This is a genomic window from Domibacillus sp. F004, assembly GCF_057814295.1.
On the sequence record NZ_JBVATB010000001.1, the window covers coordinates 83,142 to 107,714 of the forward strand.

Genomic DNA, 24,573 nt, shown 5'->3' on the forward strand with positions numbered 1-24,573 from the left:
AAACAAGAACGTATATTCACTATACGAGAAAGGAGCGGAGAATGTGTTTATTCATCTTGAAATAGAAACCGCTTTTAGCTTCCGGTCATCAACATTAATGCCAGAGTCACTTGTTAAAAAGGCGAAACAATCCGGATGCAGTGCTGTCGCATTGACAGATTATAACACGCTTCACGCAGTCATTCCGTTTTACCAAGCATGTATAGCATTGGACGTTAAACCAATACTTGGACTGAAAGCAGTTGTTCAATCAAAATCCAGGAGTGGTCAGTCGTATCCGCTCCTTTTATATGCGAAAAATGAAAAGGGATTTTCCCACCTTGTGAAAATATCCAGTGCTATTCAAACAAAGGCGAAAAATGGGCTCCCCTTAAAGTGGCTGGAGGCCTATGCTGAGGGGTTAGTAGCAGTACTCCCTGGAATGGATGGTGAAGTAACAGAAGAGGCAGCAACTTATTTCGATAAGCTATTTGAACATTTTTACATTGGTATTCGCGGCCGTACATCAGAACAAAGAGTGAGAGAGATCGCGGACGCTTATGACCTCCCGCTTGTAGCAATCGGAGATGTTCAATATGAAGAAAAAACAGGTGCATTTGCATCGCGTTGTCTCCAGGCTATTCGCGATAATAGACTTCTTGAAATTGAAGATGAAATCACAGAACCAGTCCATGCGTTTGCATCATTTGATGAAATAAAAAAGAAGTTCCAGGATGATCCTGAAGCAATTAAAAACACAGAGGAAATTGCACAGTTATGCGAAGTTAAGCTTTCTTTTGATGAGCGGCTTATTCCATCATTTCCACTCCAAAATGGAGAAACTGCAGATGCTGCACTGAAAAAATTATGTATTGAAGGGTTAAAGCAACGAAATGATGTGTACATGGATCGGATTAACTATGAATTGTCAGTCATTAGTAAGATGAAGTTCAGCGACTACTTTTTAATTGTTCATGATTTTATGTCATACGCAAAAAGACAAGGCATTTTAACGGGACCGGGCCGTGGTTCCGCTGCTGGTTCACTTGTCGCTTATACACTCGGGATTACGGCGGTCGACCCGATTGAATTCGGGCTTTTGTTTGAACGATTTTTAAATCCAGAGCGTGTGACAATGCCTGATATTGATATTGATTTTCCTGATAATCGGCGGGATGACGTAATTCAATACATTGTCGGCAAGTACGGTGCGCTTCACGCCGCACAAATTGTCACGTTTGGTACATTATCCGCAAAAGCAGTCATGCGGGATGTAGCACGTGTATTTGGATTTGAAACGGCAGAACTCTCCCGGCTTTCGAAGCTCATCTCTTCTGCTCCGGGAACGAAGCTTTCGGAAACGGACTTATCAGAGTGGGTAAAGGAGTCGCCTGTTCATGAACGTATTTATAGGACCTCTCTGATGCTTGAAGGAATCCCGCGCCATACGTCAACACATGCAGCGGGTATGATTATATCGGAAGAACCGCTGACAAACCATGTGCCAATTATGGATGGGCATGATGGTGTATATTTAACACAGTATGCGATGGGAGCGCTTGAATCAATTGGGCTGTTGAAAATTGATTTGCTTGGGCTGCGTAATTTAACCACAATCGAACGTATTCAAGCGTCTATTAAACGCGGAACGGGGAAATTAATTGATTTCAATTCGCTGCCGCTGGATGATGAATTAGTGTTTGAATTGCTTAGCAAGGGGAAAACGGCAGGTATTTTTCAGTTCGAGTCAGATGGGATGAAAAATGTACTGATGCAACTAAAACCAGACCGCTTTGAAGATATGGTGGCTGTTAATGCTTTGTACCGGCCAGGTCCAATGAGTCAAATCCCGGTTTATATAAAGCGGCGCCATGGCGTGGAACAAGTCACCTATATGCATCTAGTATTAGAAGCTATTTTAAAGCCGACATACGGCATTATTGTCTATCAAGAGCAAATTATTCAAATTGCGGTCGAACTGGCTGGTTTCACGCCTGGAGAAGCAGATAATCTTCGCCGGGCTGTCAGTAAAAAGAAAAAAGGAACGCTGGAAGAAGAGCGGCGCCATTTTATTAATGGTGCACATAAAAGAGGAATTGAAGAAAAAATTGCATCTACTGTGTATGATTTCATTGTCCATTTTGCTGATTATGGATTTAATAGAAGCCATGCAGTCGCTTATAGTATGATTGCTTACTGGCTTGCCTGGCTGAAAGCAAACTATCCTGCCTATTTTTTGGCTGAACTTTTACAATCTTCTATTGGGAATGAAGATAAGTTTAGACAATATATAGCAGAAGCAGCTGAATATTCGATTCCGTTTCTGGCACCTTCTGTGAATAAAAGCGGCTATTCATTTCAAACGACGAAAGAAGGAATCCGGTTTGGGCTTGTCGCGGTGAAAGGTATCGGTCAGCCGGCTGCCAAAGCCATTATTGAAGCAAGACAAAACGAGCTGTTTAAAGATTTATTTGACTTTTGTCTTCGTGTACCGCTCCACATAGTCAACAGGAATGTCATCAAATCGCTTGTCTTCTCTGGCGCAATGGATGAATTCGGAAAAGACCGGGCTGTCTTATTGGCGAGCATTGAGGCAGCATTCGAACATGCATCGCTTTTAAATCCGGATGAGGGCAGCCTGTTTGAAGGATTAGACATCTCGTTTAAACCAAAATATACGGAGACAGACCATATGGCTGGGGATGTAAAACTAGAAAAAGAGAAAGAAGTGCTCGGCGTCTATATTTCTGATCATCCGCTTGCAAGGCGCCGGTCATCGCTAAGTGCAGCAGGGGCACTGCCGCTTCTATCTATTCCAATAAGCCGGCGTGTTCAAGCGGGCGGCTTGATCAGTGTTATTCGTGAAATTCGGACGAAAAAGGGCGATAAAATGGCCTTTATAAACGTAACAGATGAAACAGGAGAGCGGGATGCAGTTCTATTTCCAGAAGTATATCGGAAGTATGCAACGATTATCGAAAAAGGGGCTGCTGTATTTATTACTGGTTCAGCAGAAGAACGCAATCATACGGTGCAGCTTGTTGTCCAAAGCATTCAGCCGCTGGACGAAGGTTTGAAGCAAGTACTTGAAGAAAGACAGACATTGTATATTAAATTGCCGGAAGGACCTGGAACGGACCAATTGGCAGAACGCGTGTATGAATTATTGCTTGATTCTCCAGGACGTGCATCTGTAGTGATTCATTATGAACGAACGAAAGAAACAGTGCGGCTTGGCCAAAAATATTTTGTCTCACCAGGGGAAAATCTCCTTCACGAATTAAGGAAAGAGTGTGGGACGGAAAATGTCGTACTGAAGTAGCTGCAGCCACTTTACAATTACACGATAATCGTATAAAGTGTTATAGTAAATCATGTGGTCAGACCACTTGAATGAATATACGGGAGAGATGAAAAAATGTCCAATCGTGAAGATGCTCTGCACATGCACAGAGAGAACCAGGGGAAACTGTCCACAGGCATTAAAACACCGGTGAAAAACGCACAAGATTTAAGTTTAGCATATTCACCAGGTGTGGCAGAGCCATGTAAAGAAATTTATGAAAAACCAGAAACTGTGTATGATTATACGATGAAAGGGAACATGGTAGCGGTTGTTTCCAATGGGACTGCTGTACTAGGACTAGGCAATATCGGTCCCGCAGCATCTTTGCCGGTTATGGAAGGAAAAGCTGTTTTGTTTAAAAGTTTCGCAGGGGTAGATGCATTTCCAATCTGTCTAGATACGACAGATCCTGAAAAAATTATTGAAACAGTCAAATTGATGGAGCCGACATTTGGCGGTATCAATTTAGAAGATATTGCAGCACCGCACTGCTTCCTTATTGAAGAACGGTTAAAAAAAGAAACGAATATTCCTATTTTCCATGATGATCAGCATGGGACAGCGATTGTTACAATGGCAGGGCTTATTAATGCGCTTAAAATAACGGGACGTAAAATAGCGGACATTAAAGTTGTTGCAAATGGCGCAGGAGCTGCAGGTATCGCAATCATTAAACTATTGACAGGATATGGCGTGCAAAATATCATTATGTGTGATTCACGTGGAGCAATTTATGAAGGCCGCCCAGAAGGAATGAATCCTGTTAAAGAAGAAGTGGCAAGGTATACAAATCGCGAGAAGCAAGCAGGAAGCCTTGCAGACGTTATTCAAGATGCAGATGTTTTTATCGGGGTATCGGTTGCCGGTGCGCTTACGAAGGAAATGATCGAGACGATGAACAAAGAACCCATTATTTTTGCTATGGCAAACCCAACGCCGGAAATTATGCCGGAAGAAGCAAAACAGGCGGGTGCAAAAGTAATCGGAACAGGCCGTTCAGATTATCCAAACCAAGTCAATAACGTACTTGCATTCCCAGGTATTTTCCGGGGTGCATTAGATGCACGCGCAACGCATATTAATGAAAAAATGAAGCAGGCAGCTGTCGAAGCAATCGCTGAACTCATCGAAGAACATGAAATGAATGAGGATTATGTTATCCCCAGTCCATTCGATTTGCGTGTGGCACCGGCTGTTGCAGCGGCAGTAGCAAAAGCTGCGATGGAGACGGGCGTCGCACGTTTAAAAGTGGACCCGGAAGAAGTGCGTAAAAAAACGCTTCAATTATCGTTAATTGGCAAAGATGAATAATGACGGATCCAAAGCAACCACCATCAAAGTTTGTGGCAGCTATTTCACAAATTCAAGAGGTGATTAAAGCGGATCGGATCAATCAGGGGGACAAACTTCCATCCGAGCGTGAACTGTCAGAGCGGCTATCTATGGGCCGCTCTTCTGTTCGCGAAGCATTGCGCGCTCTTGAACTTCTCGGCTTGATTGAAACGAGACGCGGAGAAGGAACATATCTACGTGACTTTAAAGACCATCAACTCGTTTCGTTAATCGGTACGTTTATTTTTAACGATGATCAAAAAAAAGAACACGTTCACGATGTGAAAGTTATTTTAGAAATAGGCTGTCTCGCTTTATTGGCCGTGCAGCATGATTTTAATAAGCGTTCTTATAACGGTACAGAGACAGCATTTCATGAGCTGATGGATGCTTCGGGCAACAGCCTGCTGAAAAAGATGTGGCTAATCATCTCAGATTATGCCGGAGATAGCGATGGACAAGCCAGTGAACGCTTAACCGAGCTTTTATCAGGAATTAGGCACATGAATCACTCATAAGGATTAGTAAAGGGGTGGGACAGTGGCAATAAAAGATATGTTTACAAAACAAAAACCGAAAAAGATAAAATATGCAACCATTCCGTCAGAAGCAGCCAAACAGGATGTTCCTGAAGGTATTATGCAAAAATGCCCGAAGTGTAAAAAAATCATGTATAAAAAAGAATTAAAGAAAAATGATCAAGTTTGTCTGGGCTGCGGTTATCATTATCAAATGACCGCTTATGAGCGTATTGAATCACTTCTTGATCAGGGATCATTTCGTGAACTAGATTCAGAACTTTCAACAATTAATCCGCTTCAGTTTCCAGAATATGAGGAAAAAATAGCATCTGACCAGAAAAAAACAGGCTTAAATGAAGCGATTGTAACGGGTATCGGTTCAATTGACGGAAACGAAGCAGCATTTGCAATTATGGATGCGTCTTTCCGAATGGGCAGTATGGGTTCAGTCGTCGGTGAGAAAATTGCCCGTGCCGTTGAAGAAGCCCTGCGTCTTCATATCCCGTTTATTATTTTCACAGCTTCAGGTGGTGCGCGTATGCAGGAAGGCGTTTTGTCATTGATGCAAATGGCCAAGACTGGTGCAGCATTAAAGCGGTTTAGTGACCGCGGAGGACTTATTATTTCCGTTATGACTCATCCAACAACAGGTGGTGTGTCTGCCAGCTTCGCATCACTAGGTGATTATAATTTTGCAGAACCGGGTGCATTAATTGGTTTTGCCGGCCGCCGCATCATTGAACAGACGATTCGAGAAAAACTGCCGGAAGACTTCCAAACGGCTGAATTTTTGCTCAACTGCGGACAACTGGATGCGGTTCTTCACCGCAGTGATATGAAAGAAAAGTTATCCTTTTTACTCGATATTCATCAATCAGGCGGTGATAAAAAATGACGGGACTTGAATTTGAAAAACCGGTCCGTGATCTGCAGGAAAGAATTGCAGAACTTAAAAACTTTACTTCCACGACTGACATTGATTTGTCAGATGAAATTGCCAAGCTTGAACTTCGGTTGAAAAAACTGGAAGATGATATTTATAATAGTATGACGCCATGGGACCGTGTTCAAATGGCACGTCATCCAAATCGTCCGACGACACTTGATTATATCTCTCATTTATTTGAAGATTTTTTTGAACTGCATGGTGATCGTGCGTACGGCGATGATGCAGCAATTGTCGCTGGTGTTGCCAAATACCACGGCATCCCTGTGACAGTGATTGGTCATCAGCGTGGGCGTGACACGAAGGAAAATATTAAACGTACATTTGGCATGCCGCACCCGGAAGGATACCGAAAAGCTCTGCGCTTAATGAAGCAGGCGGAGAAGTTTAAACGTCCGATTATTTGTTTAATCGATACGAAAGGGGCGTATCCTGGTAAAGCAGCAGAAGAACGTGGACAGAGTGAAGCCATTGCCCGCAATATTTTTGAAATGGCTGGTCTCCGTGTTCCGATTATTTGTATTGTTATTGGCGAAGGCGGAAGCGGCGGAGCACTTGCACTTGGTGTTGGCGATCGTTTGTTTATGCTTGAAAACTCCACGTATTCCGTCATTTCACCAGAAGGTGCAGCAGCTTTACTGTGGAAAGATGCATCACTTGCAAAACGAGCCGCGGAAACGATGAAAATTACCGCACTAGATTTACGCTCACTTGGGATTATTGATAAAATTATTCCTGAAGTGCGTGGTGGTGCACATCGAGATGCAGCAGGCCAGGCTTTATTGATTGATGACGTGCTAAAGCCGGCACTTCATTCGTTGCAGATAATAGATTCAGATGTGCTTATCGAACAACGATATGAAAAGTATAAGCAGATCGGCGGTTATGCTGAAGAAAGAACCGGCCCAAAAGGATAACCTTTTCGGGTCGTTTTTTTGGGTCTCAAGTTGTCCCGAAAATTGATTTTTTTTAATTGTTACCGCTTACTTTATGACTAAAGATTGTGAAGCAGAAAACGTTCTGTTATCTTAAAAGAAGATGTGCATAAGAGAATTGTGACTGACAATAATGAACTAGAGGTGAAAGAAGAATGAAAAGAATTGGTGTATTGACAAGTGGCGGGGATGCCCCCGGAATGAACGCAGCAGTGCGGGCTGTTGTTCGTAAAGCAATTTATCATGAAATGGAGGTTTTTGGTATATACCAAGGATATCTCGGTTTGATGAACGGGCATATTCAACAATTGGATCGGGGTTCTGTTGGAGACATCATTCATCATGGCGGTACCATTCTCCGTTCTGCGCGCTGTCTTGAATTTAAGACGCTCGAAGGACAAAAACAGGGAATTAAGCAACTTGAAAAGTATGGAATTGAGGGGCTTGTTGTGGTCGGTGGTGATGGATCATACCGAGGTGCAAAGGCATTAACAGAGCACGGCTTTCCATGCGTAGGTGTTCCGGGCACGATTGATAATGATATTCCAGGAACGGAACTTACCATTGGATTTGATACAGCACTGAATACTGTAATTGATGCGATTGATAAGATTCGTGATACTGCAAGTTCTCATGAACGCACGTTTGTTGTCGAAGTAATGGGTCGCCATGCTGGTGACCTTGCTCTTTGGAGCGGGCTTGCTGGAGGTGCGGAAACGATTTTAATTCCAGAGGCATCATACGACATCAATAATATTGTCGAAAAGCTGAAGCGAGGACAGGAACGCGGCAAGAAACATAGTATCATTGTTGTGGCGGAAGGAGTCACGGATGGTAGAGAACTAGGTAAAATTATCGAAAAAATGACAAATTTCGACACTCGTGTCTCCGTGCTTGGTCATATGCAGCGTGGCGGTGCGCCATCAGCAGCAGATCGTGTTCTTGCCAGCCGTCTGGGTGCTTATGCAGTAGAACTGCTTATGGAACATAAAGGCGGACGTGCTGTTGGCATAGAAAGAAATGAAATTGTTGATTATGATATTATAGAAGCGCTGGCAAAACCGCATAAAATTGATCAACGTATGTATGAATTGTCACAAGAACTGTCGATTTAATGAAAAAACAGGAGGAACTATTAATGCAAAAAACAAAAATTGTCTGTACGATTGGACCGGCAAGTGAAAGTCTTGAAATGTTGCAATCATTAATGGAGGCCGGTATGAATGTTGCCCGTTTGAATTTTTCACACGGCAGCCATGAAGAGCATGGAGCACGCATTAAAAATATTCGTCAGGCAGCTAAAAACACAGGGAAATCAATTGGAATATTGTTAGACACTAAGGGGCCGGAAATTCGTACACATGATATGGAAAACGGTTCAATTGAAATGGTTAGCGGCACAGACGCCATTATTTCAATGACAGAAGTGACAGGTACACCAGAACGATTTTCAATAACCTACCCGGGGCTCATTGATGATGTGGAGCCGGGTTCAAGCATATTGCTCGATGATGGACTAATTGGTCTTTCGGTAACAGGGATTAACCGTGAAAAAGGGGAAATTGCGGTCCGGGTGTTAAACAGCGGCACATTGAAAAATAAAAAAGGCGTAAATGTACCAGGTGTATCTGTTAAACTGCCGGGTATTACGGAAAAAGATGCATCAGACATTCTTTTCGGCGTTGAACAAGACGTTGACTTTATTGCCGCATCGTTCGTACGACGTGCATCCGATGTTCTTGATATTCGCCAACTGCTTGAAAAACATAATGCGACGCATATTCAAATTATTCCGAAGATTGAAAACCAAGAAGGCGTCGATAATATTGATAGTATTTTAGAAATATCAGAAGGATTGATGGTTGCTCGCGGAGATCTCGGCGTGGAAATTCCAGCTGAAGAAGTGCCGATTGTTCAAAAAAAGCTCATTAAAAAATGTAATATGCTTGGGAAACCAGTTATTACAGCGACTCAAATGCTTGATTCAATGCAGCGAAATCCACGTCCTACACGTGCGGAAGCAAGTGATGTTGCCAATGCAATTTTCGATGGAACAGATGCGATTATGCTTTCCGGTGAAACAGCAGCGGGGAACTATCCGCTTGAAGCCGTTCAAACGATGCAGAACATTGCGATACGGGCAGAAGAAGAACTTCCAATGAAAAAAGATATACCGGCGCGCCGTCGCAACAATACAGGCCGCTTAACAGTAACAGATGCAATTGGCCAATCTGTAGCGAAAATAGCAGAAGCACTTGAAGTTCGCGCCATTATTGCGCCGACGGAAAGCGGTCATACAGCGCGAATGATTTCACGCTACCGTGTAAAAGCATCGGTTATTGCTGTTACAGAAAGCGAGCGCATATCCAGACGCTTAGCACTCGCTTGGGGGGTATTCCCTGTGCTTAGTCCTAATAAAGTAAAGTCAACCGATGAAATGCTTGAAATGGCTGTTGCACGCTGTCTAGAAGAGAACTTGATCAGCCGCAGCGACCTTGTGGTCATTACAGCAGGGGTACCTGTAGGTGAATCGGGCACAACGAACTTAATGAAAATCCATATTGTCGGTGATATTTTAGTGAAAGCACAAGGAATTGGCCGTCATTCTGCATATGGTAAGGTCGTAACAGCAAAAACAGCAACAGAAGCACTGCAAAAAGTAGAGCAGGGTGACATTCTTGTCACGTATGGAACGGACCGTGAGATGATGCCTGCTATTGAAAAATGTGCAGCGATTATTACGGAAGAAGGCGGTTTGACAAGTCATGCAGCAGTTGTCGGCATTAGCCTTGGTATTCCAGTCATCATTGAAATGAAAGATGCATTTACGAAGCTTAAGGACGGCCAGGAAATTACGGTGGACGCAGCACGAGGTATTATTTATAATGGCCATGCTAACGTTTTGTAAAAAGCATTTGTAATAAGCCGGAGCGGTGAATGGAACGGACAGCCAAAAGCAAAAAAGGTCCAGTTGCCATGCCCGCTGCTCCAAAAAAGGTGAGCCCTGCAAAAATAGAAAACAAAACGGCGAGTGGATGCAGACCGACAGCACCTGATACGAGCTTTGGCTCTAGCAGCTGACGCATAATCATCAGTACGGTATAAAGAACAGCTAATAAAGCGGCGGAAGCAGGTTGTCCAATTAAAAGAAAAAACACGATCCATGGCAAAAAAATAAGACTGGATCCAACAATTGGAATGAATTCGGCGACTGCAGCTAAAAAAGCAACTTCGACTACATGCGGTGTTCTCAGAAGAAGCAACCCGAGAGCTGCTGTTACAAACGTTGCTGAAAACAGTATACATTGTGCCTTTATAAATGAACGAAAAGAGGATGAAAAGTCTGTAAGCGCAAATAAAATACGCTGATGCACGGAAGCTGGCAGCATTTTTATGAGATGCTCTCCGTCTTTTGCCATGAAAAAAGCAGAAAGAGAGGCGACAAGGATCTCGGTGGCAGCACCAGGAATGCTCAGCATAAAAGAAGTGCCAGAGAGAATCCAAGATTCTGCATAATCACCGGTTATTTTCGATACAGACCCATTTAATGTTTGAATAAGTTGAATGATGGCTTCTTCTTGTGTATTTGACAGGCGCGCGGAAATGAAATCCATTCCGTGTTCAATATGAAAAGTGGCGATGTGTACATAGCTTGGAATAACAGTGACGAGATGAGAGACTGTTCGTGCGGCGATAAATAGGATGATTGAGCATCCGGCGCTAAAAAGCAACGCGACAAAAATTAATGCTAAAACAATGGATAATGAAGTCGGAAATCTGACTTTTTTCTGAAGAAAGTGGGCCGGTTTTTGAGCGAAAGCGGCAAAAAATGCCCCTATAATAAAAGGTTTTAAAACAGGCATGAACCAATACAAGGCTAGTCCAATAACTACTAACACGATGAAATAATGAATAAATCGCATGGCGTCCCTCCCTCTTTACTCGTATGAGGAAAAGGGAATAGCCATGCGTCTTTTTTTTAGGAGGATAACATGCAGGCTTATTTGTTTCTATTTTTATTGCTGGCAATCAGTTTAATCGCAAAAAATCAATCGCTCCTCATCGCATCGGGATTGCTTATTGCATTAAAAATAATCGGGCTTGATGCGAAGTGGTTTGATTTTATGCAAAGAAATGGGATTAACTGGGGAGTGACCGTCATCACAATTGCCGTACTTGTACCGATTGCATCTGGTACGATCGGATTTAAGGAGCTTGGTGCTGCGCTTAAGTCCCCTTATGCATGGATTGCTCTTGCCGCGGGTGTTCTTGTTGCACTCATCGCCAAAAATGGAGTGATGCTGCTTGCGGAAGATCCGCACATTACAACTGCACTTGTTTTCGGAACAATTCTGGCGGTGGCTCTATTCAACGGTGTCGCGGTTGGACCGCTTATCGGTGCCGGTATGGCATACTATGCGATGAAATTATTTTCTTTCTTTTAATGAAAATAGAGTTTCCTTAAATTTAATGAAACCATTCCAATGAGTTTGCCGTATAAAGATAGTAAGAAATAAGGGAAAGGAGTTAGGGAAATATGATGAAAAATCCTGGTATTGCTGCCGTGTTAAGCTTTTTCTGGGCAGGTGTTGGACAAATTTATAATGGGCAGATTATGAAAGGGCTTATTTTAATTGTGGTACAGGTGGTAAATGCGGCGCTTATGTTTGTGCTAATTGGCTTTATTACGTATCCTCTCGTCTGGATATGGGGTATTTATGACGCATATAAAACAGCCGAACGAAATAATAATAGTTCGAATTTTTAGATAAAACTTCTTATGATAACATAAATAAAGCCGTGTCGCGTTCGAAATTTTGAGGATTCCTAAAAAATTTCGAACTTTTTGGCACGTTTTGATTCACAAACAGGTACTCATTGTTTATAATAAGCAATGTAAGCGTACACTTTTTGAGTGATTCCTCTCTTTTTTATGTTCAAAAAGTGTAAATAAAGATGCAAGCTTTTTTATTTTTCAAAATGGTACTGAGCAGTTGCTCGGTTACGTATAGACATAAATAAAAAAGTAGATAATGGGGAAATTAAAACGCGAAGGAGAGATAATCTTATGACAACTGCACGCGGACTCGAAGGAGTAGTTGCTACAACGTCATCTGTCAGCTCCATCATTGATGACACACTTACATACGCAGGCTATGATATTGACGATCTGGCCAAAAATGCGAGTTTTGAAGAAGTAATTTACTTACTGTGGCATCGAAGCCTTCCAACAAAGGCACAGCTGGACGAGTTGAAACAACAACTTCAAGAAAGCTATAACATACCTCAAGAAATTATTGAACATTTCAAAATGTACCCTATTGATAAAGTACATCCAATGGCTGCTCTTCGTACCACTGTTTCATTGCTTGGCCTTTACGATGAGGAAGCAGATGTGATGACAGACGAAGCGAATTATCGAAAAGCAATTCGTATTCAAGCTAAAATACCGGCACTTGTTACAGCTTTTGCGCGCATCCGTAAAGGCCAACAGCCCGTGGCACCTAAAAAGGAATATGGCATTGCAGCAAACTTTTTATACATGTTGTCAGGTAAAGAACCGACAGCCGTTGAAATCGAAGCGTTTGATAAAGCGCTTGTTCTTCATGCAGATCATGAATTAAATGCCTCTACATTTACAGCACGTGTCTGCGTTGCAACTCTTTCAGATATGTATTCAGGTGTGACCGCAGCTCTTGGCGCATTGAAAGGCCCTTTGCATGGAGGCGCAAACGAGCAGGTTATGAAAATGTTAACGGAAATTGGTTCTCCGGATAATGTAGAACCGTATATTCTTGAAAAGTTAAACAAAAAAGAAAAAATTATGGGATTTGGCCACCGCGTATATCGCCAGGGAGATCCACGTGCGAAGCATCTTCGTGAGATGTCAAAGCGTTTAACAGAACAGACAGGTGAACCACAATTGTATGACATGTCTGTAGAAATAGAACGGCTTGTGACAGGACAAAAAGATCTTCCGCCAAACGTTGATTTTTATTCTGCTTCTGTGTACCACAGTCTTGGAATTGAACATGATTTATTCACACCAATTTTCGCGGTAAGCCGTGTATCTGGCTGGCTCGCACACATTATGGAGCAGTATGCAAATAACAGACTGATCCGTCCGCGTGCCGAATACACAGGTCCGGATATGCAAAAATACGTGCCGATCAACGAACGAGTGTAACAATAAAGCAGGAATTTGCAACTAGGCTTAAAATTAGTGTACTATGAGTATGGCAAATGAAGGTTAGAAATTGCAATTTCTAACCTTTGATTATGGAATTTTGGAGGGAATAGTAAGATGACTCAAGGCGCAAAAATTACGATGCAAAATGGGCAACTAAACGTACCAAGCAATCCGGTTATTCCTTTTATCGAGGGCGATGGAATTGGTCCAGACATTTGGGCTGCAGCATCCCGGGTATTAGACGCAGCAGTTGAAAAAGCATACAGCGGTGAGAAGAAAATCGTATGGAAAGAAGTTTTTGCGGGCGAAAAAGCATTTAATCAAACAGGCGAGTGGCTTCCAAAAGAAACACTCGAGGAGATTGATCAATATTTAATCGCAATTAAAGGTCCTTTAACAACTCCAGTGGGCGGCGGGATTCGTTCATTGAACGTAGCACTTCGTCAAGAATTGGATCTTTTCGTATGTCTTCGTCCAGTTCGCTACTTTGACGGTGTTCCTTCACCTGTTAAGCGTCCTGAAGATACAGACATGGTTATTTTCCGTGAAAATACAGAAGATATTTATGCAGGTATCGAGTATGCAGAAGGTTCTGATGAAGTGAAAAAATTGATTGGCTTCCTTCAAAATGAAATGGGTGTAAGCAAAATTCGTTTTCCAGAAACATCTGGTATCGGCATTAAGCCTGTATCCAAAGAAGGAACAGAACGACTTGTACGCGCAGCATTGAACTATGCGATTAAAGAAGGACGTAAATCGCTTACGCTTGTCCATAAAGGCAACATTATGAAATTTACAGAAGGTGCGTTCAAAACATGGGGCTATGAGCTTGCTGAAAAAGAATTTGGCGATCAAGTCTTCACATGGGCGCAATACGATAAAATTAAAGATGAGCAAGGCACAGATGCGGCAAACAAAGCGCAATCTGAAGCTGAAGCAGCTGGCAAATTGATTGTCAAAGATTCGATTGCAGACATCTTCCTGCAACAAATTTTAACTCGTCCAAAAGAGTTTGATGTTGTCGCAACAATGAACTTGAATGGTGACTACATTTCTGATGCTCTTGCAGCGCAAGTAGGAGGCATTGGTATTGCCCCTGGTGCGAATATTAACTATGAAACGGGTCATGCCATTTTCGAAGCTACTCATGGTACAGCTCCTAAATACGCAGGTCTTGATAAAGTAAATCCGTCTTCTGTTCTTTTGTCAGGTGTACTTCTTCTTGAGCATCTTGGATGGAACGAAGCAGCAAATATGATCACGAAATCAGTTGAAAACACGATTTCTTCTAAAGTTGTAACATACGACTTTGCCCGCCTAATGGACGGAGCAACAGAAGTAAAATGCTCTGAGTTTGCTGATGAATTGATTAAAAATCTTTAATATAAAAGCTCCCTTTTTAGGGAGTCTTTGTATATATGAAAGCTAATTGCTAAGGAGGGTTTTTATTATGACGACATATAAGCGTAAAAAGGTATCTGTAATCGGCGGTGGCTTTACTGGTGCGACAACGGCATTCCTTCTTGCTCAAAAAGAACTTAGTGATGTTGTTCTTGTTGACATCCCGCAAGCTGATGGCCCAACAAAAGGCAAAGCGCTTGATATGCTAGAAGCAAGCCCTGTTCAAGGCTTTGATGCAAATATTACGGGTACATCTGATTATGCAGACACAGCTGATTCTGATCTTGTCATCATTACAGCGGGGATTGCACGCAAACCAGGCATGAGCCGTGATGATCTTGTTCAAACGAACCAAAAAGTAATGAAAGCCGTTACAGCCGAAATCGTTAAATATTCTCCTGATTGTACAATTATCGTATTAACAAATCCAGTTGATGCTATGACGTACACGGTATTGAAAGAATCAGGATTCCCGAAAAACCGTGTAATCGGACAATCAGGTGTTCTAGATACTGCTCGCTTCCGTACATTCGTAGCGCAAGAATTGAAAATATCTGTAAAGGACATAACTGGATTTGTTCTTGGCGGACATGGTGACGACATGGTGCCACTTGTACGCTACTCTTATGCAGGCGGTATTCCGCTTGAAACATTAATTTCGAAAGATCGTCTTGATGCAATTGTTGAACGCACACGTAAAGGCGGCGGTGAAATTGTTCAGCTTCTAGGGAACGGCTCTGCCTATTACGCGCCAGCTGCTTCACTTGTTGAAATGACAGAGGCGATTTTGAAAGATCAACGCCGTATTTTGCCAGCAATTGCTTACCTTGAAGGCGAGTATGGCTATAATGAATTGTACCTTGGCGTGCCAACCATTCTTGGCGCAGGCGGTATCGAAAAAATTATTGAGCTTGATTTGACTGCAGAAGAAAAAGCAGGTCTTGATAAATCGGCTGAAGCTGTCCGTAATGTCATGTCTGTTCTTGCATAATTGTAATAAGAAAAGGACCTGCCAATTATTGGCGGGTCTTTTTTGTGATACAATTTCGGTATTGACAAGAAGAACAGCTCTTTCTCAAGGGAAACAAATTCGCTATAATAGATAATAGACATGGACGAGGGAGGACGAAATGAAGAAAATTTTAGTCGTAGATGACGAGTCATCTATCGTTACGTTAATTAAATACAATTTAGAGCAATCCGGGTTTGTGGTGGAAACAGCATTTGATGGGGAAGAAGCACTTCGTCGTGTAGAAGAAACATTGCCAGACTTGATTATTCTTGACTGGATGCTTCCAAAGATTGAAGGAATGGACGTGTGTAAAGATTTACGCCAACGCCGTGTAACAACACCTATATTGATGTTAACAGCAAAAGATGAAGAGTTTGATAAAGTGCTTGGCCTTGAACTTGGGGCAGATGATTATATGACGAAGCCATTTAGTCCGAGAGAATTAATTGCTCGTGTAAAAGCAATCTTACGGCGTATACAACAGCCAGCATCTGAACCAGTTGAAGTAGAAAGTGAAACAGATCAATATATTGAAGTAGCAGATTTAACGTTATTCCCTGAAAAATATGAAGCGTATTATAAAAACAATTTGCTGGATTTGACGCCGAAAGAATTTGAACTTCTTTTATTTTTAGCTGAAAACAAAACCCGCGTACTGACAAGAGATCAGTTGCTTAGTGCGGTTTGGAAATACGACTTTGTCGGAGATACACGGATTGTTGACGTTCACATTAGTCATTTGCGTGAAAAAATAGAAGAAAATACGAAAAAACCACAATATATTAAAACCATTCGGGGTTTAGGATATAAGCTGGAAGAACCGAAGGACGTATGACCAATTCCCGCATGCGGCTCTATTTATCACTCGTTGCACTTATTGTGATCGTGCTTTTGATACTTGGCATATCGCTCGGTCAGTTATATAAAACGTATTATATAGAGACCATTAATGAACGGCTTGAAAAAGAAACGGCGTTGTTTGCGGAGATAATTGGAAATTCGGGAGGCGTTACTTTTATGGACCCCATTATACTTAGTAAATGGGGAGAGCAGATGGATACCCGATTAAGTGTAGCGGACAGCGAGGGAACGGTATTATACGACAGTGGCGGCAGTAGTGCACGTAACACGGAAATACATTTGGATGTCGTTAAGCGCATTGCGAGCACGAGTAATCAGGAAACGTATCAAAATTCATTGCGCCGCAAAATGGATGTTCAGTACCATTGGCAAGAAATTGTCAACGCAAATGGGGAGAAAGAAGGATACATCGTCACGAGTGTGCGTGTTGATGCTTTAGAAGGTGTATACAAAAAAATGTGGCTTATATTATTTGCTGCTCTTGTTTTATCTATTATATTAATAGCATTGATTGGAATGAAGATTACACGCAATTATATTAGACCCGTTGAGTCTGCAACAGCTGTGGCTATCGAGCTGGCTAAAGGGAATTATCGGGCGCGTACATATGAAATGCCACCGGATGAGATTGGGATGTTGAATACGTCTGTTAATATCCTTGCACGAAACTTGCAGGAAATGATGCAAGCCCAGGAAGTTCATCAAAATCGATTGACAACATTAATCGAAAACATTGAAAGTGGGCTTCTGCTTATTGATGATCGGGGCTATGTTGTTATGGCCAATCGCGCATTTAAAAAAATGTTTGACAATGGACGGATTATTAAAAAGCGTTATCATGAAGCGATCGCGCAAAAAGAAGTGACAGGGATTGTAGAAGAAGTATTTATGACAGAAAAAAATGTTCGCCGGCAAATGAGGATTCCGCTTCAGTTGGTGCAAAAAGAATTTGAAGTATCCGGGGCGCCAATCATTGGAACGAACGATGAGTGGAAAGGTATTTTAGTTGTTTTTCATGATATTACCGAATTAAAGCATTTGGAACAAATGAGAAAAGATTTTGTTGCGAATGTATCACATGAACTGAAAACACCGATTACATCCATTAAAGGATTTTCAGAAACATTGCTTGATGGTGCCTTAAATGATCCAGATGCAGCAAGCTTGTTTCTTGATATTATTTGGAAGGAAAGCGTACGGATGGAAACACTTGTCGCCGACTTATTAGACTTGTCAAAAATTGAGCAAAAAGGACTCATCCTTAATGTCTCTTCTATTTCACTAAATAAATTGCTTGAAGAAGTTATTGTGACACTTGAAAACAGAATGGAAACGAAGCAAATTGACTTGCATGTTGAGCTGATAGAAGAATTGTGGATTCCTGGAGATGAATATCGTTTAAAACAAGTGTTTTTAAATTTAATTACGAATGCGATTTTATATACACCGCAGGGTGGTAAGATTACGATTAAAGGCTACGATGCTGGGGAGACCGTCAATATGACTATTTCTGATACAGGGATCGGCATTGAGCAAAAAGAATTGCCCCGTATTTTTGAACGTTTTTATCGTGTGGATAAAGCTCGAAGCCGTGATTCAGGCGGAACAGGACTAGGCCTTGCAATTGTAAGACATATTTTGGAGGCTCACCACGGAAAAATTAGTGTGGAAAGTGAAGTAAATAAAGGAACATCCTTTACTATTTATTTTCGAAAGAAATTATAGAATGATTTTACAAAACATTAATAAAACGTTTACAGTCCTTTTATAATCACATGTTATAGTATATCTATCAACCCCCTTTATCCAGCTTTTTGTTGGAGGAGTCCCTTATTACAAACTTTTGTTTATAGGGATTCCTCACTTTTTTAAATTAAGGTTGATGAAAGAAGCCGTTGTTTTCTTTTTTTGTTCTGCACATGGTAGAATGAAAAAGAAACTAACGGCTTTTTTGTTCTGCACTTTATTTTAGGTTCTGTTATAGAACGCTGCTGAACTCAGTTCACCTAGGAAGAAATGAGTCCGAAAAATCGTATAATCAAACAAATCGTTCAATATAGCCTTATTTAAAAAGTGCAAAGGAGGACCTATGGAAAAGAAACTTGTACTGATTGATGGGAACAGCATTGCGTACCGGGCATTTTTTGCACTGCCGCTTTTGAGCAATTCGAAAGGTGTGCATACGAATGCCATATACGGATTTGCGATGATGTTAAATAAAATCGTAAAAGACGAACAGCCGACACACATACTGGTCGCTTTTGATGCAGGCAAAACAACATTTCGTCACGAATCATATAAAGAATATAAAGGAACGCGACAGAAAACACCGCCGGAATTATCCGAGCAATTTTCATATGTACGTGAACTACTAAAAGCATATGGTATTCCATATTATGAACTTGAAAATTATGAAGCGGATGACATTATTGGGACGCTGTCATGTGAAGCAGAAAAAGAAGAGTTTATTATAAAAGTTTATTCTGGTGATAAAGATTTAACGCAGCTGGCAACGGATAAGACGACAGTGTGCATAACGCGAAAAGGCATTACCGATATTGAAGAATATACACCGGAACATATACAGGAGAAATACGGACTAACGCCTCATCAAATTGTTGATATGAAAGGGCTGATGGGTGATACATCTGACAACATTCCAGGTGTGCCCGGCATCGGCGAAAAAACAGCCATTAAACTGTTAAAGCAATTTCACACAGTAGAAGCATTACTTGAATCTATCAATGATGTGAGCGGTGCAAAATTAAAGGAAAAACTGCAGGAACATAAAGAGCTGGCACGCTTAAGTAAAGAATTAGCGACGATTATGCGTACTGTACCGCTTGATGTAACAATAGACCGGCTCGTTTATAATGGGGCAGATGAAGATCAACTATATAACTTGTTCCGGGATCTTGAATTTAAAACGCTTCTGGACGGATTAAATCGATCGGAAGAAATCGTAATAGAAGATGTATTATTTGAAACTATCCAATTACCGGAACCGGCTCATTTTGAACAGGTGGACTCCCTATATGTTGAAATGATCGATGCAAACTACCATAAATCACCTGTCGCGGCAGTCGCTGTTTCCGGTAAGAATGGCACGTATTTTATGTCAGCTAAGACGGCTATTGAATCCGATGTATTTAAACAATGGGCAGAGAATAAGTCTATCCGCAAAACGGTTTTCGATGTAAAGAGAACCATCATTGCTTTGCGCCGGCACGGAATTGAGCTCGCAGGTATTGATTTTGATGTGTTTCTTGCTTCATATTTAATTAACCCATCGGAGTCCCCAGAAGATTTTGCGGCCGTTGCTAAACTACATGGTGAAACAGGGATCTTATCAGATGAAGCTGTTTACGGAAAAGGTGTGAAGCGGGCACTGCCTGAGGAAGAAGTGTACGCCAAACATGTCAGTGCAAAAGCGGAAGTGCTCAGCCGGCTGGATGATACGTGTCGGAGAGAGCTTTCTGAAAACAGTCAGAATAAATTGTTTGATGAGCTGGAACTGCCCCTTGCCCTTATTCTGGCGGATATGGAATCAGAGGGCGTCCGTATTGATATGAATCGTTTAGAGGAAATGGGCGTTGAACTTAAAAAACGTCTCACTCAAATGGAGCAGACGATTCATCGTCTAGCAGGCACTGGCTTTAATATTAATTCACCAAAACAACTCGGGGTCGTTTTATTTGAAAAGCTTGGTCTGCCGCCATTGAAAAAAACGAAAACCGGTTATTCTACATCAGCCGATGTGCTAGAAAAACTGGCACCGTCTCATGAAATTGTTCAGCATATTCTGGACTACCGTCAAATTGGCAAATTGCAGTCGACATATATTGAAGGGCTTTTAAAAGTAGCGGATCCAGACACACATAAAGTTCATACACGTTTTAATCAGGCATTGACACAAACAGGCCGTTTAAGCTCGACAGAACCAAACTTGCAAAATATTCCTATCCGTTTGGAAGAGGGACGGAAAATTAGACAGGCATTCGTTCCTGAAAAGAAAGATTCTGTTATATTTGCTGCCGATTACTCGCAAATTGAGCTGCGCGTTCTCGCCCACATTTCCGGTGATGAAAAATTAATCGAAGCATTCCGTCAAGATATGGATATTCATACAGCAACAGCAATGGAAGTATTTCATGTTGACAGTGATGCTGTAACCTCGAATATGCGCCGTCAAGCAAAAGCAGTCAATTTTGGCATCGTATATGGGATTAGTGACTACGGGTTATCCCAAAACCTTGGCATTACGAGAAAAGAGGCAGCCGAATTTATTGATCGCTATTTGAAAACATATCCGGGTGTAAAAGAATATATGAGTAATGTTATTCGTGAAGCGAAAGAAAACGGGTATGTGAAGACGCTGTTAAATAGACGGCGCTATATACCAGAAATAACGAGCCGCAATTTCAATTTGCGTTCATTTGGTGAACGGACGGCAATGAACACACCTATTCAAGGAAGTGCGGCAGATATTATAAAAAAAGCGATGATTGATGTTGCCGCACGTCTTGAAAAAGAAACCTTAATATCAAAACTTCTATTACAGGTACACGATGAACTAATTTTTGATGTACCTAAAGAAGAAATTGATAAAATGAAAAGCATTGTTCCAGACGTCATGGAGCATGCGTTTGAACTGGATGTACCGCTCAAAGTTGATTATTCATTTGGGCCGACATGGTACGATGCAAAGTAAGGAGTGAACAAACATGCCGGAATTACCAGAAGTAGAAACGGTTCGGCGTACATTAATTGATTTGGCTGCTGGTAAAACGGTTGCCAAAACAGATGTCCGCTGGCCTAAAATTATTAAACGACCTGAAGAACCGGCGCAGTTTCAGGATGCGCTTGCCGGTGAGACCATTCAAAATATCACACGCCGTGGAAAGTTTTTAATTTTTCAACTGGACCATTATACACTTGTATCTCATTTGCGAATGGAAGGGAAATTCAGTGTAAACGAACAGTCCGAACCGGAAGCGGCGCATACACATGTTGTCTTTACATTTACAGACGGAACACAGCTGCGCTACCGGGATGTACGTAAATTCGGCACGATGCATCTATTTGAAAAAGGAACGGAAAATGACTTAGCACCACTGATTGGTCTAGGCCCCGAACCGTTTGATCTAACATTCACACCGGACTATTTATATGAACGGCTGCGGCGCACGTCGAGACAGGTGAAAACAGCTTTGCTCGATCAAATCATTGTCACGGGGCTTGGCAATATTTATGTTGATGAAGTATTATTTCGTTCACACATCCATCCGCACCGTATATCTTCTACGATTACAGAAGAAGAAGCAGAACGTATCCATCGTTACACAAAAAGCGTGCTTACTGAAGCGATTGAACGTGGCGGAAGCACCATTCGAACATATGTGAACAGCCAGGGACAAAAAGGAACATTTCAGGAAGTATTAAACGTATATGGACGCAAAGGTGAAGCATGCGTCGAATGCGGAACGGAAATTGTCAAAATAAAAACAGGTGGACGCGGCACACATCTTTGTCTCCAGTGTCAGCCGTTGCCGGAAGATTTGTCATGATTATCGGACTGACTGGCGGCATTGCAAGCGGGAAGAGCACCGTGAGTAATCTATTAAAAGAAAAAGGATTCACCGTGATTGATGCAGATGTAGCGGCACGCGTCGTTGTCGAGCCTGGACAACCAGTGTTAGAAAAGATTGTTGAGGTGTTTGGCCCGGGCATACGAACAGCGGAAGGTACCCTTGATCGACCGGCATTAGGTAAAATTGTTTTCAATGATGAAAAAAAACGAAAACAGTTAAATAATATCATTCATCCGGCAGTACGCGAATGGATGATTGATCAAAAAGAGAAAGCGATCATAGACGGTAAAAAAACCATTTTTTTAGATATCCCGCTTTTATTTGAGAGCAACCTTACTTGGATGGTTGAAAAAATATTGCTTGTTTATGTAGATCCACAAACACAGTTAAAGCGGTTAATGAAGCGGAACAATTACTTGGAAGAGGAAGCAAAAGCGAGAATTACATCGCAAATGCCAATAGATGAAAAAAGAGCACGGGCAGATGACGTTATTAATAATAATGGAACAATAGAGGAAACGGAAAATCAAGTAACTGAATGGATCACCCAATTAAGACTGGAGCCTTAATTGGGTCTTTTTTTGTCCTGATTTATTAAAAATGAAAGAAAGTGCAAATTGGGCGTTTTTTTTGTTCCATTTTACGTTTAATATGTTATACTAATCTTAAATAATACAAATATAGAGTGTAACATTAAAGCATAGGGGGACCTTGAATTATGACAAAGACAAAAGTAGCGATTAATGGATTTGGCCGTATTGGCCGTATGGTGTTCCGTAAAGCGATTTTAGATAATGACCTTGATATTATAGCGATAAACGCCAGCTATCCAGCGGAAACGCTTTCACACTTAATCAAATACGATACAAATCATGGGAAGTTTGAGGGAGACGTGCAAATAGAGGAGGATGCGCTCATCGTGAATGGCAAACGCGTGCAGCTGCTTTCAAGCCGCGATCCTCTTGAACTTCCATGGAAGCAGCTAGATATCGATATTGTGATTGAAGCGACAGGTAAATTTAATGCACGAGAAAAAGCAGCACTGCACCTAGAAGCAGGCGCAAAAAAAGTAGTGCTGACAGCTCCAGGTAAAAATGAAGATGTCACAATTGTCATGGGGGTAAATGAAGATAAACTAGATGTAGAAAAGCATGATATTATTTCTAACGCCTCGTGCACCACAAATTGTTTAGCACCGGTTGTAAAAGTACTTGATGATCAGTTCGGCATCGAAAATGGGTTAATGACAACCGTTCATGCTTACACAAATGATCAAAAAAATATTGATAACCCACATAAAGATTTGCGCCGTGCACGTGCATGTGCACAGTCTATTATCCCAACATCAACAGGAGCGGCAAAAGCATTATCGCTTGTTATTCCACATATGGAAGGCAAACTTCATGGGATGGCTCTTCGCGTACCAACGTCTAACGTTTCGCTTGTCGATCTCGTTGTTGATGTGAAACGCCCGGTAACCGTTGAAGAAGTAAATGCGGCATTTATTAAGGCCGCACAAAATGAATTAAACGGCATTCTTGATTTCACTCTAGAACCGCTTGTATCAATTGATTATAATACAAATCCATATTCAGCTACAATCGACGGATTAACAACGATGGTAATGGGTGAAACGAAAGTAAAAGTGTTGGCTTGGTATGATAATGAATGGGGCTATTCATGCCGCGTTGTGGATCTTATCCATTTTGTGGCGGCTGAAATGAGAAAAAAAGTAAAAAGCCACGTATAATAGCAGCGTTAACGGACCCCCGGGCAAATGCCCGGGGTCTTTTTACGTTATAAAAAGTAAAAAGAAACCTGTTGCAAAATAGGATGGCAGATCGTATACTCAAACTTGTGAAATAAGGGCTGCTTAAAGGGTTAGGACCTCTTCGGACTAACTTCCCCCCGTGGCAGTGATCGCTTTTACAATTTTTTAAAAATTCACTTTGTAAAAGGGGGAAACGATCATGGAAACAATGGGTCGTCATGTTATATCAGAATTATGGGGTTGCAATTTTGACAAATTAAACAATATGGAAGTAATCGAGAGAACATTTGTTGACGCCGCTCTTAAATCAGGTGCGGAAATCCGCGAAGTCGCGTTCCACAAATTTGCTCCGCAGGGAGTAAGTGGAGTGGTCATCATCTCCGAGTCACATTTAACGATTCACAGTTTTCCTGAACATGGATATGCAAGCATTGACGTATATACATGCGGTAATCTTGATCCGAATATCGCTGCAAATTATATTGCAGAAGCACTCGAAGCTGATACGCGTGAAACAATTGAATTGCCGCGTGGTATGGGATCAGTGCATTCACAACTTAAACAAACAGTAAATGCTATGTAAAACAAAACGGGATGTATGATCTTCATACATCCCTTTTCTATTTTCAGGGCGCCATTTTTTTAGTATGATAGAGAGTAAAGACAGAAAAATCGGAGTTGATTTGAC

General features: G+C 41.7%; 20 protein-coding genes. 19 read left to right on the forward strand and 1 reads right to left on the reverse strand.

The annotated features are described in order from the left end of the window. The first annotated feature begins 43 nt into the window (after positions 1 to 43). The 7 genes from dnaE (at position 44) to pyk (ending at position 9,967) form a co-directional block, all read left to right on the forward strand. Complete coding sequence (gene dnaE, locus ACZYRN_RS00510) at positions 44 to 3,301, forward strand: DNA polymerase III subunit alpha (RefSeq protein ID WP_488909551.1); 3,258 nt, start codon at positions 44 to 46, stop codon at positions 3,299 to 3,301. 96 nt (positions 3,302 to 3,397) lie between these two features. Continuing rightward, a complete protein-coding gene (ystJ, locus tag ACZYRN_RS00515; protein WP_488909552.1) occupies positions 3,398 to 4,636 on the forward strand; it encodes an NADP-dependent malic enzyme in 1,239 nt (412 codons plus the stop codon). Beyond that, on the forward strand, positions 4,636 to 5,175 hold the full coding sequence (locus ACZYRN_RS00520) for a FadR/GntR family transcriptional regulator (RefSeq protein WP_488909553.1): 540 nt from the start codon (positions 4,636 to 4,638) through the stop codon (positions 5,173 to 5,175). The genes ystJ and ACZYRN_RS00520 overlap by 1 nt, the downstream gene beginning before the upstream one ends. Before the next feature lie 37 nt (positions 5,176 to 5,212). Beyond that, positions 5,213 to 6,073 carry an acetyl-CoA carboxylase, carboxyltransferase subunit beta gene (accD, locus tag ACZYRN_RS00525; RefSeq protein WP_488910508.1) on the forward strand — a complete coding sequence of 287 codons (861 nt, stop codon included), beginning with the start codon at positions 5,213 to 5,215 and terminating at the stop codon, positions 6,071 to 6,073. Further along, the gene (accA, locus tag ACZYRN_RS00530; protein ID WP_488909554.1) at positions 6,070 to 7,041 is read left to right on the forward strand and encodes an acetyl-CoA carboxylase carboxyl transferase subunit alpha; all 972 of its coding nucleotides are present in this window, start codon (positions 6,070 to 6,072) and stop codon (positions 7,039 to 7,041) included. Before accD ends, accA begins: the two co-directional genes overlap by 4 nt. 173 nt (positions 7,042 to 7,214) lie before the next feature. Continuing rightward, positions 7,215 to 8,174 carry a 6-phosphofructokinase gene (pfkA, locus tag ACZYRN_RS00535; RefSeq protein ID WP_488909555.1) on the forward strand — a complete coding sequence of 320 codons (960 nt, stop codon included), beginning with the start codon at positions 7,215 to 7,217 and terminating at the stop codon, positions 8,172 to 8,174. 23 nt (positions 8,175 to 8,197) lie between these two features. Next, the gene (gene pyk / locus ACZYRN_RS00540; RefSeq protein WP_488909556.1) at positions 8,198 to 9,967 is read left to right on the forward strand and encodes a pyruvate kinase; all 1,770 of its coding nucleotides are present in this window, start codon (positions 8,198 to 8,200) and stop codon (positions 9,965 to 9,967) included. Here pyk and ytvI read toward each other — a convergent pair. Next, positions 9,954 to 10,982 carry a sporulation integral membrane protein YtvI gene (gene ytvI / locus ACZYRN_RS00545; RefSeq protein WP_488909557.1) on the reverse strand — a complete coding sequence of 343 codons (1,029 nt, stop codon included), beginning with the start codon at positions 10,980 to 10,982 and terminating at the stop codon, positions 9,954 to 9,956. The genes pyk and ytvI overlap by 14 nt on opposite strands. Before the next feature lie 69 nt (positions 10,983 to 11,051). Between ytvI and ACZYRN_RS00550 the strand changes: the two genes are divergently transcribed. The 12 genes from ACZYRN_RS00550 to speD all read left to right on the forward strand — a co-directional run bounded on the left by ACZYRN_RS00550 (position 11,052) and on the right by speD (position 24,468). Further along, positions 11,052 to 11,504, forward strand: a complete 453-nt coding sequence (locus tag ACZYRN_RS00550; RefSeq protein ID WP_488909558.1) for a DUF441 domain-containing protein — start codon at positions 11,052 to 11,054, stop codon at positions 11,502 to 11,504. Positions 11,505 to 11,596: 92 nt separating this feature from the next. After that, entirely contained in the window at positions 11,597 to 11,827 is a 231-nt protein-coding gene (locus ACZYRN_RS00555) for a hypothetical protein (protein ID WP_488909559.1), read from the forward strand. A 300-nt stretch (positions 11,828 to 12,127) separates the two neighbouring features. Further along, entirely contained in the window at positions 12,128 to 13,246 is a 1,119-nt protein-coding gene (gene citZ / locus ACZYRN_RS00560; RefSeq protein WP_488909560.1) for a citrate synthase, read from the forward strand. 117 nt (positions 13,247 to 13,363) lie between these two features. After that, a complete protein-coding gene (gene icd / locus ACZYRN_RS00565; protein ID WP_488909561.1) occupies positions 13,364 to 14,632 on the forward strand; it encodes an NADP-dependent isocitrate dehydrogenase in 1,269 nt (422 codons plus the stop codon). Between the two features lie 67 nt (positions 14,633 to 14,699). Then, the gene (gene mdh / locus ACZYRN_RS00570; protein ID WP_488909562.1) at positions 14,700 to 15,641 is read left to right on the forward strand and encodes a malate dehydrogenase; all 942 of its coding nucleotides are present in this window, start codon (positions 14,700 to 14,702) and stop codon (positions 15,639 to 15,641) included. Between the two features lie 139 nt (positions 15,642 to 15,780). Beyond that, positions 15,781 to 16,497, forward strand: a complete 717-nt coding sequence (locus ACZYRN_RS00575; RefSeq protein WP_488909563.1) for a response regulator — start codon at positions 15,781 to 15,783, stop codon at positions 16,495 to 16,497. Next, positions 16,494 to 18,248 carry a two-component system histidine kinase PnpS gene (gene pnpS, locus ACZYRN_RS00580; protein WP_488909564.1) on the forward strand — a complete coding sequence of 585 codons (1,755 nt, stop codon included), beginning with the start codon at positions 16,494 to 16,496 and terminating at the stop codon, positions 18,246 to 18,248. The genes ACZYRN_RS00575 and pnpS overlap by 4 nt, the downstream gene beginning before the upstream one ends. 364 nt (positions 18,249 to 18,612) lie before the next feature. Then, positions 18,613 to 21,234, forward strand: coding sequence for a DNA polymerase I (polA, locus tag ACZYRN_RS00585; protein WP_488909565.1), 2,622 nt, complete (start codon positions 18,613 to 18,615; stop codon positions 21,232 to 21,234). Between the two features lie 13 nt (positions 21,235 to 21,247). After that, positions 21,248 to 22,090 (forward strand): DNA-formamidopyrimidine glycosylase, encoded by an 843-nt coding sequence (mutM, locus tag ACZYRN_RS00590; protein ID WP_488909566.1) that lies wholly within the window; start codon positions 21,248 to 21,250, stop codon positions 22,088 to 22,090. After that, positions 22,087 to 22,683, forward strand: coding sequence for a dephospho-CoA kinase (coaE, locus tag ACZYRN_RS00595; RefSeq protein WP_488909567.1), 597 nt, complete (start codon positions 22,087 to 22,089; stop codon positions 22,681 to 22,683). The genes mutM and coaE overlap by 4 nt, the downstream gene beginning before the upstream one ends. Before the next feature lie 149 nt (positions 22,684 to 22,832). Continuing rightward, positions 22,833 to 23,864, forward strand: coding sequence for a glyceraldehyde-3-phosphate dehydrogenase (locus ACZYRN_RS00600; RefSeq protein WP_488909568.1), 1,032 nt, complete (start codon positions 22,833 to 22,835; stop codon positions 23,862 to 23,864). A 220-nt stretch (positions 23,865 to 24,084) separates the two neighbouring features. Next, on the forward strand, positions 24,085 to 24,468 hold the full coding sequence (gene speD, locus ACZYRN_RS00605) for an adenosylmethionine decarboxylase (RefSeq protein ID WP_488909569.1): 384 nt from the start codon (positions 24,085 to 24,087) through the stop codon (positions 24,466 to 24,468). The last annotated feature ends 105 nt before the right edge of the window (positions 24,469 to 24,573 follow it).